This is a genomic window from Paenibacillus timonensis (assembly GCF_022427145.1).
GTDB classification, from domain to species: domain Bacteria; phylum Bacillota; class Bacilli; order Paenibacillales; family Paenibacillaceae; genus Fontibacillus; species Fontibacillus timonensis.
The window spans coordinates 41,582-57,757 of the sequence record NZ_JAKSXN010000008.1; the positions used below are offsets into that span (position 1 = coordinate 41,582).

Sequence of the window (16,176 nt, forward strand, 5' to 3'; positions counted from 1 at the left end):
CATGATTCTTATTACGAACGAGGAGTTTCGGCAGTTGTCCGAATATATTCGCCACAATTACGGAATCCATTTGAAGGAAGAGAAGCGCGCGTTGGTGATGGGCAGGCTGCAGCAGGTTCTTGTCAGCAAGCACTTTTCCAGCTTTAAAGAATATTATCAATACGTCGTTTCAGACCGTTCCGGGGAAGCCGTGATGACGCTGGTGGACAAAATCACGACGAATCATACGTTCTTCATGCGGGAGTTTGACCATTTCGAGTTTTTGCGCGACCGCGTTTTGCCGTACTTGGAAGCGGTGGTGAAGGACCGGGATTTGCGGATCTGGAGCGCGGGCTGCTCGTCGGGCGAGGAGCCTTATACGCTGGCGATGCTGCTGGACGAATATTTCGGCGCAGGCAAATCCCTTTGGGATGCCAAAGTGCTGGCAACGGACATCTCTGCGGAAATATTAACCAAAGCGCAGCGGGGGGAATTCGGGGCCGAGGACATCTCGGCACTGCCTCCCTCTTGGCGAATGAAGTATTTCAATGCCAAGGACCGCGAGCATTTCACCGTCAACGACAAGCTCAAGCGGGAAGTGATCTTCCGCAAATTCAATTTGATGGAGCCGACGTTTCCGTTCAAACGGAAATTCCACGTCATTTTCTGCCGGAACGTGATGATCTACTTCGACAATCCGACGAAGGAAGCGTTGGTGGACAAGTTCTATAAGCATTTGGAACCCGGGGGTTATCTGTTCATCGGCCATTCCGAATCGCTGCAGCGGGAAACGACGCCGTTTAAGTACGTCAAGCCGGCGATTTACCGGAAGGATTAACATGGAGACGAAGGGGGGGAGTGCTATGGGGGACGACCGTAAATTGCGCGTGCTGATCGTCGATGATTCCATGATGTACCGCGAGGTATTGGCTTTGGGGTTATCCTCGGATCCGGCTATCGAAGTCGTCGGCAAAGCGGTGGATCCGTTTGATGCCCGGGATCAAATTTTGCGGTTTCACCCGGATGTGATGATCTGCGACGTGGAGATGCCGAAAATGAACGGGATCGAATTTCTCCGCCGCCTGCTTCCTCAGTATACGCTACCGGTCATCGTCGTCAGCACGATCAGCGATGCCGTCTTCGACGCCATGGAGGCGGGGGCCGTCGATTTCGTCTGCAAGCCGGATCCCAGGTCGCCTAGAAGCGTTGAAGGGTTTATCCTAGATTTGATCGATAAGGTGAAAATGGCGGCGAAAACGAACGTGGTGCCCCGCCGATTGCACGCCGAACGGAAGAGCGGAGGGCTTCCGGTGCCGGAGCGTCCATTCGGCGCCGGCCAAATTGTCGCCATCGGCGCATCCACCGGAGGAACCGAGGCGATCTCCTATTTGCTGAACCGGCTGCCAACATCGTTTCCGGGGATCGTGATCGTCCAGCATATTCCGCCGGTTTTCTCCCGGATGTTTGCGGACCGCTTGAATCAAAGCACATCCTTTACCGTGAAGGAAGCGACTTCCGGCGACATCGTGGAGCCGGGGAAAGTGCTGATCGCTCCGGGAGACCGGCATATGCGGCTGCGCAAGGTGGACGGCCGGTATCGGGTCGATTGCTATGAAGGCGACAAGATCAACGGCCATTGCCCGTCGATCGACGTCCTGTTCGAATCGGCCGCCCGGGAATGCGGCCCGCGCGCCATCGGCATCATCTTGACCGGCATGGGCTATGACGGTGCCAAAGGGTTGCTGGCGATGCGCCGCAAAGGGGCGCGAACGCTGGGGCAAAACGAGTCTTCGTCGGTGGTGTACGGAATGCCCAAAGTCGCTTACGAATTGGGCGCGGTGGAGAAGCAGGTCTCGTTGGAGCTGCTGCCACGGGCATTGTGCTCCCTACTGTTTGAGGAACCTAAACGGGAATCGTAATTCCCGCAGATGCAAGAACGCCGGCTCCGTGGGAATCACGGGGAGGCGTTCTTTTTTGTTCCCGAGATGGGCAGGCGGAAGCGAAAAGGCGCTGAGGTTTTGGCAGTCCCATAGTATAATAGGTCTATCATGGGTTTGGAGGAATTATGGGTGACGCAAATTAATCAATTGAGAAACCAGGACGAGTTTGTGGGCTTTTATTTGCTCAAGGAGTTGGAGGTGAAGCAGACGAACGCCAATCCGCCAAAGGATTATTTGGATATCGTGTTGTGCGACGCAACCGGGGAGATGCCGGCCAAATTTTGGGATGCGTCGCCAACCGACAAGGAAACCTTCTTTCCGATGGGGCTCGTGAAGGTACGAGGAATCGTACAGACATACCGGGAGAAACTGCAGGTTAAGGTGATGCAGATCCGGCCGGCCAAGCCGGAAGACGGCGTGAGATTAACCGATTTTATCCGTTCCGCGCCGATTTCGTCGGAAGCGTTGATTCATACGATCCAAGGCGTAATCGCCGACATCGCCGATGAGGAGATCCAGGCGATCGTCCGGTACTGCGTCGGCAAGGTCGAGGAGAAGCTGGCCCATTATCCCGCGGCCAAAACGCATCATCACGCCTATTTCGGCGGACTGGCTTACCATATGGTGCGGATGCTGGAGATCGGCGACTTTTTGTGCGGGCAGCGTTCGTTTTTGAACCCGGACTTGCTGAAGGCGGGCATCATTTTGCACGATATCGCCAAGCCGGAAGAAATGGTGGCCGAGCTCGGCATCGTGTCCGAGTACAGTACGCCGGGCAAGCTGCTGGGACATATTTCGATGGCGTCGCAATGGGTGACCGAAGCGGCGATTCGCCTCGGCATCGCGCTGGATTCGCCGAAGGTGCTTGGGCTGCAGCATTTGGTATTGTCCCACCACAACTTGGGGGAATGGGGCAGCCCGGTACAGCCGCAGACGCCGGAGGCCGTCGCCCTGCACCATATCGACGCGCTGGACGCCAAGCTGCAAATGGTGGAGGACGCGCTGGCCACGACGCCGGAGTCCGAAACGTGGACGCCGTTGATTCGGGGGCTGGAAAACAAGGGGATTTACCGGTTGAAGTGGTAAGTAAAGGCCTGAACGGTTATTCCACGTCAAAATCAAAATAGGTGGACGGGTAAGGTTCGTTCTTCAGCGTGTAATGCCACCATTCCTTACTGTAAGGCTGGAAGCCCTGCTTGACCATCGCCGTCTTGAGAAGATAGCGGGCCGTGCGCTGCGCTTTGGTCAGCCCCTTAGCCCCATGCGCCGAAATCGGGCCGAGGAAATCGACCCGGCTGCCCATATCGACCTCTTCGCCGGTCTTCTTGTAGACCAGGGTAAGGTCCACCGTGCTGCCGCGGGAATGGCCGGATTTGGAGGACAAGTAGCCTTGCTTGAACAGATTTTTCTTATCCACGCCGGGATAGAAACGTTCCTTCATCTCTATATCCAGCGGGTCCTTGGACCAGCGGGCGAAATGGTTGACGGCTTTTTGCGGGCGATAGGCGTCGATGATTTTCAGACGGTAGCCTCGGGTTCCTAAATCGTCGTTGGCCTTCTTCAACGCCCGGGCCGCGCGCAAGGTCAGGATCGCGAACGGGCCGTTGTACCCGTCGATCCGCTCTCCAATGAAGTTGTCGCCGGTATAATAGCGGAGATCGTATTCGGCATCCGGAATCACCTCGTCGAGGTAAACGAAGCCCTTCCCTTTAGGCAGTTGATATTTCTTGGCGATTTCGTCAGCTTTAGAGGAGGAGGCCGGTCGCTCGGCTGGCTTAGATGCGGCAGCAGTATCGCCTATATCGGCTGCGCTCACGCAGACCATCAGCGACAAGGCGGCAAGGGTTAAGCCTACTTTGCGTGCTGGCCGGATCGACTTAGGGGGAGAACTGGCAGAAGCATGGGGATCGGACTCCGTCAGCATGAGTTGAATGCGCTTGTTTTTTCGGAAAGGCATGATCATGCTCCTTACGCGGATAGAATGATAAATAAAATACAGCGATTGAATTCTATGATTATAGCATATCCCAGACATTCGAAGGAGGCGATTTCGGTGCGGATCGGAGCAATTGAAGCGGGCGGTACGAAGTTCGTCTGCGGCGTCGGAAATGAGCACGGCGTCATTGAAGACAGCGTCAGTTTCCCAACGGAGCTGCCGGAACCCACCCTGGAACGGGTGATTGCCTATTTTAGCGATAAAGATGTAGAGGCCATCGGCGTGGGATCGTTTGGCCCGCTCGACATCAATCGGGACAGCGCCACTTACGGTTACGTGACGACGACGCCAAAGCCAGGGTGGAACGGATACGATGTTCTTGGCAAATTAAAAACGAGATTCGACGTTCCCTATGGCTGGGATACGGACGTGAACGCCGCTGCCTTGGGCGAGGCAAAGTGGGGTGCGGCCCAGGGGCTGGACAGCTGCGTGTATTATACGGTAGGGACCGGCATCGGCGTCGGGGTGCTGGCGGAAGGCAAGCTCGTGCACGGGCTGATACACCCGGAGGGCGGCCACGTCCTGCCGCGGCGGCATCCGGATGACGATTTCCCCGGTTTATGCCCGTATCATGGGGATTGCCTGGAGGGCATGGCAGCGGGACCGAGCCTGGAAGCGCGCTGGAAGGTGAAGGGGCATGAGCTGTCTTCGGATCATTCGGCCTGGGCCATCGAAGCTTACTATTTGGCCCAGGCGGTAACAGGCGCCATCCTAATGCTCTCGCCTCAAAAAGTGATCATGGGCGGCGGCGTGATGCAGCAACCGCAGCTGTTCCCGTTGATTCGCGCGGAGGTTCGCCGGAATTTGGCCGGTTATGTGAACGCCCCGGCGATCTTAAGCGGCATCGACGAGTATATTGTCCCGCCGGGCTTGGGCAGCCGTGCAGGTCTGTGCGGTGCGCTTGCTTTGGGGCTGGAGGCCTTGGCAAGCCGTGGCTGATGCTCCTGGAGGAGCGGTTCGCGGAACGTTTCAAACATGGTTCGACAATCGCGATATATCATGATATATTATAATATATATCATGTCCTTTTGTAGGGGAACGCGGGAGGAACGTCATGAGTGAAAGTACCTCGTCAAAACCGATGTACGAGAAAATTTTTGATGATGTGAAACGGCAAATCCTGGACCAAAGCTATAAGCCCGGGGACCGGATTCCATCGGAGAAGGAGCTGGCCGAGGAATATCAGGTGAGCCGGATTACGAGCAAGCGGGCGCTCGAGATGCTGGCCGCCGAGCACATCATCGTTCGAAAACCGGGGCGCGGCTCGTTTGTCGCCGATCCGGAAGCCGATGGGGCAGGCGCGGCGGAACACGGCCGGCTGGACGGGACCTACGGCGGGAACGGAGCGGACGGGGAAGTCGCGGGAAAGCTGATCGGCGTCGTGCTGACGGATTTCGCCGGCAGCTATGGAACCCGGTTGATTTACGGGATGGAGGATGCGGCGCGGGAGCAGGATTGTTACCTCGTCCTGAAACGGACGTTCGGCATCCAGGAGAATGAAGAAGCGACCATTCGCAAGCTGCTGCAGCTGGGGGTGGACGGCTTGATCGTATTCCCGGCGCAAGGGGAATACTTCAATGCGGAAATCCTCAAGATGGTGATCGAACGTTTTCCGCTGGTACTGATCGACCGTGAGCTGAAAGGCGTGGCGGCGGCTTCCATCAGCACCGACAATGTGAAGGCGGCGCAGGAGGCGGCGGAGTATTTGTTCGACCTTGGCCACGCGCACATCTCGTTATTGTCTCCGCCGCCGGTGGATACGTCAGCAGTGGAGGAACGGATCGAAGGCTTCGTGCAGGCGCATGCCGGCCGCGGCATCGCCGCGGAGCGGGAGTTGTGGATCAGCGATCTGACCTCCACGCTGCCGAACTCTTTTTATGATGAGAACATCGAACGGGACATTGACAAAATCATGCGTCATTTGCAGGCGAATCCCTCGATCACGGCGTTCTTCGCCATCGAGTACAACATCGCGCTGTTGGCTAAAGCCGCCGTGACGCGGCTCGGGCTTCGCATTCCCGAAGACGTGTCCATTATTTGTTTCGACAGTCCGCAGTTTCGCATCGGCGAGGGGTACGCCTTCACCCATATGCGCCAAAGCGAAGAAGACATGGGCAAGTTGGCCGTGGAGAATGTTTTGGCCCTGCTCGAGAACCGGCCGGTGGCGAACAAAATCAAACTGCCCGCTTTGCTCGTTCCGGGGGAATCCACCGGAACCGCGAGGGGAGAGCGCAAGTAGCGAGACGCCCGCCTGCGGGGGCGGCTTAGTGCCGCCACGGGCGGATGCCCTTGCCGCCTTGCGGGGCAAAGGCACCAATGGCCCGGCGGTGGAGCCAACTGCCACCCTCATGCCGAAACTCAACTGCAAAAGTGCAGTTGAGTTTCGGCATTTTTGCGTTTGTGGGCCCTTGGGATGTAAAAGTGCATCTGATTGAGGACCATTTGGCTGAAAAGGGCGATTTGAGCAAATTTGAACTGCACTTTTACGTTGGGCGGACGGACGAGGGAGAAATCATATCGAAACTTCGGAACATGAAGCCCATATCGAAATTTCCGAACAAGCCCTCCGTACAAAGGGGCCGTTTTTTGTCGTACAAGAAAGGAGAAGGGGACGTTTGATATGTAATTTATATACCAGGGACATCGATATTTTTCCCTATTGACATAATGATATGATGCTAATATACTATGTTTATTGAAAACGCTTTAATTGCTATGTTATTCGAAACGAAAAGGGGAGGTTTACGAAATGAAAAAGTGGATGCTTGTGATGCTGGTGACCGTGCTGTTCGGCGCAATGCTGGCCGGTTGCGGAGGAAGCAGCGGAGGCAGCGCCGGGAACGGCGGCGGCAGCGGGGACGGCGGAGATAGCGGCAGTACCAAGAAAGTGAAGCTGACGTTCTGGGGCGACTGGGGCGGTGAAGGACAGAAGCAGTTCGAGACGATGGTCGACGCCTTCAACAAGTCGCAGGACAAAATCGAAGTCAAATACGTGCTTCAGCAGGATATGGTCACGAAGTTCCTGACGGCTGCAACGAGCGGCGGTTCGCCGGACATTTTGTTCTGGGACCGCTGGAGAACGGCGCTGTACGCTCCGAAAAACGTGCTTCGCCCGATTGATGAATATATGGAGCGCGACGGCGTGAACAAAGGCGACTTTTACGACGAGTCGTTAAAGGAATTGACCAATAACGATAAATTGTACGGTTTGCCGTTGACGGTGGATGCCCGCGCCTTGTTCTACAACAAGAAGATGTTTGCGGATGCGGGCCTGGAGGCGCCGACAACGTGGGACGAATTGGAACAGGCCGCCAAGACGCTGACGAAATGGAATGGCAGCAAACTTGAAACCGCAGGTTTCTCGATGGCCGATCCGGGTCTGTTTAACATGTATCTGCAGCAAGCCGGCGGGCAAATGCTCGGCGAGGACGGCAAAACCAACTTCAACAATGCGCAGGGCAAGCAGGTTCTGGAATTTTGGCAGCGCTTGCTGAATGAGGACAAAGTATACAAGGTCGGCTTCGAAAAAGGTCTCGGCGAAGGCACCGACGCGTTCGTGACGGGCAAGGTGGCCATGCTGTACACCGGTCCTTGGATGATGAGCACTTATAATAAATACGGCAAGGATCTGGAATACGGCATCGTTCCGCCTCCTGCAGGCCCTAACGGTGACAAGGGCAGCGTCATGGGCGGCTTCGGGCTCGTCATTCCGCAAGGCTCCAAGCATCCGGACGAAGCATGGGAGTTCATCAAGTGGTGGACGGCGAACAAGGACAACGCCTTGCTGTGGGCGAAAACGAGCTTGAACCTGCCGGGCTTCAAACCGGCGCTCGAGGATCCGTTCTTCACCGAGGATCCGTTGTGGAAGCCGTTTACGGAGACGTTGGAATTCGCTAAGACGCGTCCGACGCATCCGGGTTATTCGGTCATGGAAGAGAACGCGCTGATTCCAAACCTGGAGCTGCTGCTGCAGAACAAGCAATCGATCGACGATACGCTGAAAAAAGCCCAAGAACAAGGCGACAAGCTGCTTGCGGAAAATGCGGTCGTGAAGTAAAAACCGGCCTCTGAAAGGGGAGCGAAGAATGGCATCCGTCAATAAGCTCGAACGGCATCAGGCCCGAATGGCCTATCTGTTCATTACACCAACCATGCTGTTGTTTGCCGTATTCATGGTCATCCCCGTCGTGATGGCCCTATATCTCAGCTTCACCAATTATGACGTGCTGAGCAGCAACGATTGGGTCGGTCTGGACAATTACCGCCGCCTGATCGGCGACACGCTGCTCTGGCAGACTTTTTTGAACGTGTTCTATTACGCGATTGTTTTCGTACCGCTGAATTTGTTGATTTCCTTGCTGCTGGCGATGCTGCTTAACAAAAAGAAGGGCGGGGTCAAGCTATTCCGCACGTTTTACTACTTGCCAACCTTGACCTCGGCCGTCGCCGCGGCCACCGTGTGGATCTGGATGCTGCATCCCGAATACGGTCTCATCAACGGGCTGCTCTCGTATATCGGCATTACCGGCCCGGCTTGGGTGTCGCAGACGGAAACGGCTATGTTGTCGATCATCGTCATGACGTTGTGGCAATCGGTCGGCTCCAACATGATCATTTATTTGGCTGGCCTCCAGGGCGTGCCGGATTACCTGTACGAATCGGCCCGGCTGGACGGGGCGTCACGGTTCGCCTGCTTCCGCTATATCACTTGGCCGCAGCTTCGCCCGACGACGTTCCTCGTCAGCGTCCTGTCGATCATCGGTGCCTTGCAGCTGTTTGACCAGGCGTTCGTCCTAACGCAGGGCGGGCCGGCCAACGTCACCAAAACCCCGGTATACCTGATCTACCAGCAAGGCTTTAATCAGCTGCAGATGGGGTATGCTTCGGCGCAGGCGTTCGTGCTGGCGATGGCGATTCTCGTATTTTCGCTGGTTAGCATGAAAATCACCAAAGCGGAGGAGCCGATCGTATGACCAATCAAGAGACGACGAGAACGAGCGTCGGCACCCGTCATGTGCAACTCGGCGTACCGATGCAGAAGAGATTAGCCAATGCGCTGTTTTATACGGTCGGCGCCATCATCGCCGTAATCATGTTTTTGCCTTTTTACTGGAGCGTGCTTACTTCCTTTAAACCGGATGAAGAGATGTTCTCCATGCCGATTAAATGGTTCACGACGAACCTGACTTTCGAGCACTACTACAATGCGTTTACGACCGTGCCTTTCGGCCTTTATTTCTGGAACTCCTTTTTGCTGGCGGCGGTCGGGGTGTTGTTCAACCTGTTCTTCGGCTCGCTGAGCGGTTATGCGTTCGCCAAGCTGAACTTCCGGATGAATCAGCCGTTCTTCCGGATCCTGCTCGTTTCCATGATGGTGCCGGGGATCGTCACCATGATCCCAAGCGTGTACGTGCTGCGCCATATTCCGCTGGTCGGCGGAAACGACCTGTTCGGCAGCGGCGGGAACGGACTGATGAACTCGTTTTGGGGCATCATTTTGCCGGGGGCTTCCGGCACGTTTGCGGTGTTCTTCATGCGCCAGTTCTTCCTGACGCTGCCGAAAGACATGATGGAAATGGCACGGATCGAAGGCTGCGGCGAGTTCAAAATCTTCTGGCGCATTTATCTGCCGCTGACCAAGCCGGCGCTGGCCACGCTCGGGATCTTCACGTTCCAGGCGGGCTGGAACGGCTTCCTGTGGCCGATGATCGTGCTGAACGATCCGGCCAAGGCGACGATCCAGATGGGGCTGCAGGCTTTTTCGTACAACTATCAGACGGACTATGGGCCGATGATGGCGGGAGCGCTGGTGGCGATCCTGCCGATTCTGGTGCTGTTCCTGCTCCTGCAGCGGTATTTTATCCAGGGCATTGCTTTTAGCGGAATCAAGGGATAGGACAGATGGGAGAGATCACATGAAGACCACCACGAGGGATACCGACGTGCGGCGGCAGCGGGCCGATCTGGCCCAGACCGCGCTGGATGAAGGGTTCTGGAACGAAGAGATCCAGATGTACAATATTCAAATGCCTTGCGAAAACGGGGCGTGCAACGAGATTTTTCATTACTGGTGGATGGCGCATGCGGTTGACGTGCTGGTTGACGGACTGCGGCGCACGGGGGACCGGCTCTATGCCCGGCGGCTGGAGGAGCTGTACGACGGCCTCCTTCGGCGCAACGGCGGCGCCTGGCCCAATGAGCTGTACGACGATATGGAATGGATGGCGCTCGCCTGGCTGCGCGCGTATCAGGCTACCGGCGAACCGCGCTACAAGGAGGCGACCCTCCTGCTGTGGCAGGACATCCAAACCGGATGGAACGAGCAGGTGGGCGGCGGGATCGCTTGGCAGAAATCGCAGCTGGACTATAAAAACACCCCGGCCAACGCCCCCGCCGTCATCCTGGCGGCCAGGTTGTACCAAGCGTTTGGCCATCCGGACGATTGGGCTTGGGCGCAGCGGATTTACGAATGGCAGGCGGCGAACTTGGTCGATCCGGCTACCGGCCTGGTGTGGGACGGTATGAATCGGACCGGGGACGGGTCGATCGACAAAGATTGGCGGTTCACCTACTGCCAAGGCGTCTTCATTGGAGCTTCGGTGGAGATGTATCGGGTAAACGGAGAAAAGGCCTTCTTGGAGGCGGCACTTCGCACGTTCCGCGTGGTCGTCCAGGAATTCACCTCCAGCGAAACCGGCCTGCTGCCGGAGGAGGGAGACGGGGATGCCGGGCTGTTCAAAGGCATCCTGATCCGCTACTTGGTGCAGCTGGCCCAAGCGGTACCGGACCATCGCGAAGTCGCCGAGTACGTCGGCTTTCAGGCGGAACGCGCCTGGAGCCGGCTGGCCGCTCCGCAACAACCGCGGTTCGGTACGGATTGGAGCCGAGGCCCGGCACCGGAGGCGACCGTGTCGCTCAGTTCGCAGCTGAGCGGCGTCATGCTGATGGAGGCGGCCTCGGGGTTAACGCCGGATGCCGCGCCCGAAGGGGAGACGACGTGATGGACACCCGCGAACTGGGCTGGGCCCCTCTGGCGGAACGCATGCACCGCGGTCTTTTCGACTGCTATGGCAATGAGCAGACCGGCATCCTGGACCAGTGGTATCCGCGCGCGGCGGGCCGGACGGGCGAAAATTTCTACTACTGGTGGCAAGCCCACGTCCTCGACGTGCTGGTGGACGCCTACGAGCGGACCCGCGATCCGGCGCTGCCGGATCGGATGCGGCGGTTTTGCCGCAGCCTGGAACGTTACAACGGCGGGACGTTTACTCATAACTATTACGACGACATGGAGTGGACGGCGCTGGCGCTGCTGCGGGCTTACCGGGCGACCGGCGAGCCTTGGTACGAGGAGAAGGTGCTGGAGCTGTGGGCGGACATCCAAACGGCTTGGAATGAGCATTGCGGCGGCGGGATGGCGTGGAAGAAGGATCAGCTCGATTACAAAAATACCCCGGCCAACGCGCCCGCTGCGATTCTTGCTGCCCGGCTCTACGGCTTGTCCGGACGGCCTGACGATCTTGCTTGGGCCAAACGAATTTACGATTGGAACCAAACGCATCTCGTCGACCCCGAAACCGGCTTTGTCTGGGACGGCATGAACCGCACCGGGGACGGAACGATCGACAAGGACTGGAAGTTCACTTATTGCCAAGGCGTCTTTATCGGCGCGGGCGTCGAACTGTACCGCATCACCGGCGAATCGGCGTATTTGGAGGATGCCAGACGGACCGCCGCCGCCTGTTTCGAGGAGCTGGCTGAGCCCGGCACCGGGCTGCTTCCCGGGGAAGGCATCGACGATACCGGGTTGTTTAAAGGGATCCTCATTCGTTACCTCGTCCGTCTTCTGGAGATCGACCCGGCGTGTCCGCGCGTTCGGGAGCTCATACTCGCCAATGCGCAGACGCTCCGATCCGACGGGTTGCTCGAGAGCCCCCTTTTGTGCGGCCCTTCCTGGAAGGAGCCGCCCGTCCTGCCGGTCCAGCTCAGCGTTCAGCTGAGCGGCTTGATGCTGCTGGAAGCGGCGGCAAAGCTGGAGGCGCAAAGCGAAATAACCGCCCAGGAAACGGAGCCGTCGAACAACCCCAACGACCACTAGACGACACGGAGGAGAATGACCATGACGAAGCAACTGACCCAAACCGATATCATCCGTTTGGTCGAAACGAAGATGAAGCATCGCCCGAAAATCGTGGAGATGTTCAAGCGGTGTTACGAAAATACGCTGGAAACGACCATTCACCGCCATGAGGACGGAACGGTGTTCATGCTGACCGGAGACATCCCCGCCATGTGGCTGCGCGATTCCGTCAACCAGCTCCGGCCGTATCTCATTCCGGCGGCGAAGGATGCCGGCTTGCGCGAGATTATCGAAGGCGTGCTGATGACGCAATGTCAATCGATCCTGCGGGATCCGTACGCCAACGCGTTTAACGAATTCGAGAATTTTCGCGGCCATCAATCGGATTTGACGGAAATGTCCGGCTGGATCTGGGAGCGCAAATACGAGGTGGACTCGTTATGTTATCCCTTGCAGCTGGCCTACCTTTATTGGAAAAATACCGGGGAAACCCGCCACTTCACGCCGGAATTCAAGCAAGCGGCCGAATTGATCCTGCATACCTGGCGGACCGAGCAGCGGCACGAGGAACGCTCGAAATATACGTTCGTGCGGGAAAACAGCGGGGAAACGGATCAACTCCCCGGACCGGTGGCGTACACGGGCATGACCTGGTCGGGCTTCCGCCCGAGCGACGACGCCTGCAAATACGGCTATCTCGTCCCGTCGAACCTGTTTGCGATCGTTGTGCTGGGCTACTTGCTGGAGATCAATGAGCGGTTTTACGGGGACGACGATTTCGCCGATGAGGTGTGCGCGCTGCGGGAGGACATTCGGCAGGGGATTGAACGGTACGCCGTCATCGAGGACGCGGAGTTTGGAAAGGTGTACGCCTACGAGGTTGACGGGCTGGGCGGGGTGAATCTGATGGATGACGCCAATGTGCCTAGTCTGTTGTCGCTACCGTATCTCGATTACTGCAGCAAGGACGATCCGATTTATCTGAACACGCGCCGGATGATCCTTAGCCGCCGCAATCCTTACTACTATGAAGGAACTTATGCCAAAGGGATCGGCAGCCCGCATACTCCCCCGGACTACATCTGGCACATCGCCTTGTCTATCCAGGGGATCACTGCGCTCGATGAAACGGAAAAGCTGGACATCCTGGGCATGTTCGAACGAACCGATGCCGGAACGAATTTGGTGCATGAAGGTTTCCACAAGGATCATCCTTCGGAATACTCGCGGGAATGGTTCTCTTGGTCCAACGCCATGTTCGTCGAATTCGTGCTCAGCTTATGCGGTCTGGAAATTGCCATGCGCTAGCTTTCAATACGGAATGAATCCGCAAATGGAGGTTTTGCCGTGAACCGGAATCAGGGGAAAAGAACGTTGTCGAAATTTCTTGCCTTAACGTTAACGATGGCACTCTCGATATCGCTGTTAACCGGAGCGAAGGCCCCGGAAGCCCAAGCGGCCAGTTTCGGTCCCGCCGATGCGGACGCTGCGATCCGCGCCTTTAACGCCAAGTTCTGGGATCCGCAAGCCAAGTACTATTGGGCCGATTCCAATCGCGGCTCCAACTACCAGGGCTTCTGGGTGGAAGCCGAACTATGGGAAATGGTCATGGACGCCTATCTTCGCACGTCGGACCCGGAACTGAAGGCGCAGCTTCGCGCCCAGATCGACGAAATATTCGACGGCGCCGTCCTCAAATATGGGGAAGACTGGACGAACAATCCGTTTAACGATGACATCATGTGGTGGGCGATGGCCAGCGCAAGAGCTTATCAAATCACCGGGGAAGCCCGCTACCTGGACAAGGCGAAATATTACTTTGATTTTGTGTACGATACCCAGTGGGATGACGCGTTCGCGAACGGCGGTCTGTGGTGGTTGAACAGCGAGCATGTCACGAAGAACGCCTGCATTAACTTCCCGGCAGCCGAAGCGGCGGTGTTCCTGTACGAGATCACGGAAGACACGCATTATCTGGAGGCGGCAACCCGCATTTATCGTTGGGGCAAAACGATGCTGACGGACGGAAACGGGAAGGTGTTCGACCGGATCGAACCGGATCGCGGACCCGTACCGGATGCCACGCATTACAATCAGGGGACGTTTATCGGTGCCGCCACCATGCTGCATCGGGTCACCGGCGACAAGGTGTATCTGGAGGATGCCATCAAGGCCGCCCAATTTACGATGACGCATCAAACGGAAGCCAATGGGCTGCTGGGTTATGAAGGCCCGAACGGGGACCTGAAAGGCGGCAAAACGATTCTGTTGCGCAATTTGGCTCATCTGCAGCAAGCGGTGGACGGCAGCAAATCCCGGGCTGACCGGGAGTTTGAGCGGAAGTTCGACGATTGGCTGGCTTTTAACGCGGCCATGGCTTGGAGCCATCGGAACGAAGAGGGGATCGTCGACGGCAACTGGATCGGGCGGCTGTTATCCGGCACTTATGAATCTTGGGCCGCCTCCAGCGCCGTTCAGGCACTGACGGTCGTGCAGCCGAAGCCCACGGTCCCGGTTTATCCGGTGAAGCCGGCCTATCAACGAATTGAAGCGGAAAAATACAACATCGGCCAAGGTTTCGTTCTGGAGGGCAGTGCGGAAGGCACCTTGCAGTTGGGCGGAATAAAGCATGGACACACCGCCGTTTACAAAAACGTCGATTTCGGGACGACGGAAGCTACCGGCTTCATCGCCCGGGCAGCCAGCGGAACGTCCGGCGGAACGATCGAAATCCGACTGGACGCCGAAGACGGACCGAAGATCGGCACGGTCAGGGTCGAAGGCACGGGCGGCTGGAATCAGTTCATCGATGCTGTTGCTGTGCTCAAAGATGACCAAGGCAACCCGGTGACTGTCACCGGCAAACACGATGTCTACTTCACGTTTGTCAAAGCGAATGACGACTACTTGTTTAACTTGAACTGGTTCCGGTTTACGGAGACCGATCCGACGAGAACCGATGCCTATGCCAAACGGAAGGCCGGCGAATTCGACGCCAGCTCAGGGGTAAGCCGAAACGGCGAGCACGGCTTCCTGGAGGGGATCGCGAATGGCGCGTACGTTCGGTATGAGGGTATCGACTTCGGCAGCGGCGCGGCCGGGATCACGGCGCATGTCGCGAGCGGGAACCGCGGCGGAACAATCGAGGTGAAGCTGGACAGCCTGAACGGGCCAACCGTCGGCACCCTTGAGATTCCCGCTATAGGCGACTGGGCGACGTGGATCGACGTGATGTCCACGATCGACGACACGGCGGCGGCCGGCATCCATGACGTCTACCTGGTGTTCCACGGCGCGGACGGCAGTGATTTCCCGTGTAATCTGGACTGGTTCAGCTTTACGACCGTCAAAGGCAAGGCACAGGATGCTTATGGCAAGTTGGAGGCCGAAAGCTATACGAGCGGTTCGGGTTTCGGCACGGAGCAAGGCGGGGGGCAAACGTATCTCGCCGGGATGTACGGACCTAACCGGCCTTTTGCGATGTATAACTTCGTTGACTTTGGCGATGGCGGCGGAACGGCGCAATTCCACGTCAATGCGGCCAGCGATACCGCCGGCGGGACGATCGAGGTGCGGTTGGACAGTCCGAGCGGCCCCTTGATTGCGGAGACGAAGGTCACCGGGACCGGCGGCTGGCAGGAGTTCAAGGTGTTCTCGGCGGAAGTCACCCATCCGGTCCGCGGCAAACATATCGTATTCCTGCTCTTCAAAGGTTCGGATTGGCTGTTTAACCTGGATAAGTTCACGTTTGGCGATCCGGCCGTATTCACGGCGCCGCCCGTGATTCCTGAGCCGCCCCGCGATCATACGCCTCCGGGGGAGGTTGAGCATGTGCGCGCGGTCAGGGAAAGCGGACAAATCCGGTTATATTGGGACGGTCCGTACGATATGGACGGGACGAAGGTGCAAATCATGCTGCTTAGGAACAAAAAGCAGATCGGCCATACGATGGAGGTGGCGCGCGGCGTTCAAACCACGGTGCTGCCGGACGTGAATAATCCGAAAGGATACACGGTGCAGTTCAAAGCCGTTGACGCTTCCGGCAACGTCTCCAAGGGGTACTCCGTTTCCCTGGGAGACCTCCTTTTCAAGTAAGATCCCAAACAGACCGAGGCGGACGTGGTCCAGTCTTCGGTCTGTTTTTTGCTCCGGGTTGTGTTACATTTAGAGGGAATCAATT

Annotated in this window: 13 protein-coding genes; 12 read left to right on the forward strand and 1 reads right to left on the reverse strand. The window is 57.3% G+C overall.

Features of this window, described 5'->3' with window-relative positions; genetic code table 11:
- Position 1: 1 nt before the first annotated feature.
- From MJ257_RS04635 to MJ257_RS04645, 3 genes are all read left to right on the forward strand, one after another.
- Complete coding sequence (locus MJ257_RS04635) at positions 2-817, forward strand: CheR family methyltransferase (RefSeq protein ID WP_240268135.1); 816 nt, start codon at positions 2-4, stop codon at positions 815-817.
- A 25-nt stretch (positions 818-842) separates the two neighbouring features.
- Positions 843-1,898: a protein-glutamate methylesterase/protein-glutamine glutaminase gene (locus MJ257_RS04640; RefSeq protein WP_240268136.1), complete on the forward strand. Its 1,056-nt coding sequence runs from the start codon at positions 843-845 to the stop codon at positions 1,896-1,898.
- A 150-nt stretch (positions 1,899-2,048) separates the two neighbouring features.
- A complete protein-coding gene (locus tag MJ257_RS04645) occupies positions 2,049-3,005 on the forward strand; it encodes a 3'-5' exoribonuclease YhaM family protein (protein WP_240268137.1) in 957 nt (318 codons plus the stop codon).
- 16 nt (positions 3,006-3,021) lie between these two features.
- On the opposite strand, the gene MJ257_RS04650 is transcribed toward MJ257_RS04645, so the two are convergent.
- Entirely contained in the window at positions 3,022-3,876 is an 855-nt protein-coding gene (locus MJ257_RS04650) for a M15 family metallopeptidase (protein ID WP_240268138.1), read from the reverse strand.
- A 96-nt stretch (positions 3,877-3,972) separates the two neighbouring features.
- Here MJ257_RS04650 and MJ257_RS04655 point away from each other — a divergent pair, with 96 nt between their 5' ends.
- From MJ257_RS04655 to MJ257_RS04695, 9 genes are all read left to right on the forward strand, one after another.
- Complete coding sequence (locus tag MJ257_RS04655; protein ID WP_240268139.1) at positions 3,973-4,854, forward strand: ROK family protein; 882 nt, start codon at positions 3,973-3,975, stop codon at positions 4,852-4,854.
- Positions 4,855-4,970: 116 nt separating this feature from the next.
- Positions 4,971-6,155, forward strand: coding sequence for a GntR family transcriptional regulator (locus MJ257_RS04660; protein WP_240268140.1), 1,185 nt, complete (start codon positions 4,971-4,973; stop codon positions 6,153-6,155).
- A 510-nt stretch (positions 6,156-6,665) separates the two neighbouring features.
- Positions 6,666-7,973 carry an ABC transporter substrate-binding protein gene (locus tag MJ257_RS04665; RefSeq protein ID WP_240268141.1) on the forward strand — a complete coding sequence of 436 codons (1,308 nt, stop codon included), beginning with the start codon at positions 6,666-6,668 and terminating at the stop codon, positions 7,971-7,973.
- Between the two features lie 28 nt (positions 7,974-8,001).
- Positions 8,002-8,889, forward strand: coding sequence for a carbohydrate ABC transporter permease (locus tag MJ257_RS04670; protein ID WP_240268142.1), 888 nt, complete (start codon positions 8,002-8,004; stop codon positions 8,887-8,889).
- A complete protein-coding gene (locus tag MJ257_RS04675) occupies positions 8,886-9,812 on the forward strand; it encodes a carbohydrate ABC transporter permease (RefSeq protein ID WP_110945133.1) in 927 nt (308 codons plus the stop codon). Before MJ257_RS04670 ends, MJ257_RS04675 begins: the two co-directional genes overlap by 4 nt.
- 19 nt (positions 9,813-9,831) lie before the next feature.
- Positions 9,832-10,917 (forward strand): glycoside hydrolase family 76 protein, encoded by a 1,086-nt coding sequence (locus MJ257_RS04680; RefSeq protein WP_240268143.1) that lies wholly within the window; start codon positions 9,832-9,834, stop codon positions 10,915-10,917.
- Positions 10,917-12,014, forward strand: coding sequence for a glycoside hydrolase family 76 protein (locus MJ257_RS04685; protein ID WP_240268144.1), 1,098 nt, complete (start codon positions 10,917-10,919; stop codon positions 12,012-12,014). Before MJ257_RS04680 ends, MJ257_RS04685 begins: the two co-directional genes overlap by 1 nt.
- A 21-nt stretch (positions 12,015-12,035) precedes the next feature.
- Complete coding sequence (locus MJ257_RS04690; protein ID WP_240268145.1) at positions 12,036-13,304, forward strand: glycoside hydrolase family 125 protein; 1,269 nt, start codon at positions 12,036-12,038, stop codon at positions 13,302-13,304.
- Between the two features lie 96 nt (positions 13,305-13,400).
- Positions 13,401-16,091 carry a carbohydrate-binding protein gene (locus MJ257_RS04695; protein ID WP_240268146.1) on the forward strand — a complete coding sequence of 897 codons (2,691 nt, stop codon included), beginning with the start codon at positions 13,401-13,403 and terminating at the stop codon, positions 16,089-16,091.
- Positions 16,092-16,176 lie beyond the last annotated feature (85 nt).

Bases quoted from the DNA above. Each gene is read 5' to 3' on its own strand.
- MJ257_RS04635 (WP_240268135.1), top strand. From the start codon at position 2: ATGATTCTTATTACGAACGAGGAGTTTCGGCAGTTGTCCGAATATATT.
- MJ257_RS04640 (WP_240268136.1), top strand. From the start codon at position 843: ATGGGGGACGACCGTAAATTGCGCGTGCTGATCGTCGATGATTCCATG.
- MJ257_RS04650 (WP_240268138.1), bottom strand. From the start codon at position 3,876: ATGCCTTTCCGAAAAAACAAGCGCATTCAACTCATGCTGACGGAGTCC.
- MJ257_RS04660 (WP_240268140.1), top strand. From the start codon at position 4,971: ATGAGTGAAAGTACCTCGTCAAAACCGATGTACGAGAAAATTTTTGAT.
- MJ257_RS04665 (WP_240268141.1), top strand. From the start codon at position 6,666: ATGAAAAAGTGGATGCTTGTGATGCTGGTGACCGTGCTGTTCGGCGCA.
- MJ257_RS04670 (WP_240268142.1), top strand. From the start codon at position 8,002: ATGGCATCCGTCAATAAGCTCGAACGGCATCAGGCCCGAATGGCCTAT.
- MJ257_RS04675 (WP_110945133.1), top strand. From the start codon at position 8,886: ATGACCAATCAAGAGACGACGAGAACGAGCGTCGGCACCCGTCATGTG.
- MJ257_RS04680 (WP_240268143.1), top strand. From the start codon at position 9,832: ATGAAGACCACCACGAGGGATACCGACGTGCGGCGGCAGCGGGCCGAT.
- MJ257_RS04685 (WP_240268144.1), top strand. From the start codon at position 10,917: ATGGACACCCGCGAACTGGGCTGGGCCCCTCTGGCGGAACGCATGCAC.
- MJ257_RS04690 (WP_240268145.1), top strand. From the start codon at position 12,036: ATGACGAAGCAACTGACCCAAACCGATATCATCCGTTTGGTCGAAACG.
- MJ257_RS04695 (WP_240268146.1), top strand. From the start codon at position 13,401: ATGGCACTCTCGATATCGCTGTTAACCGGAGCGAAGGCCCCGGAAGCC.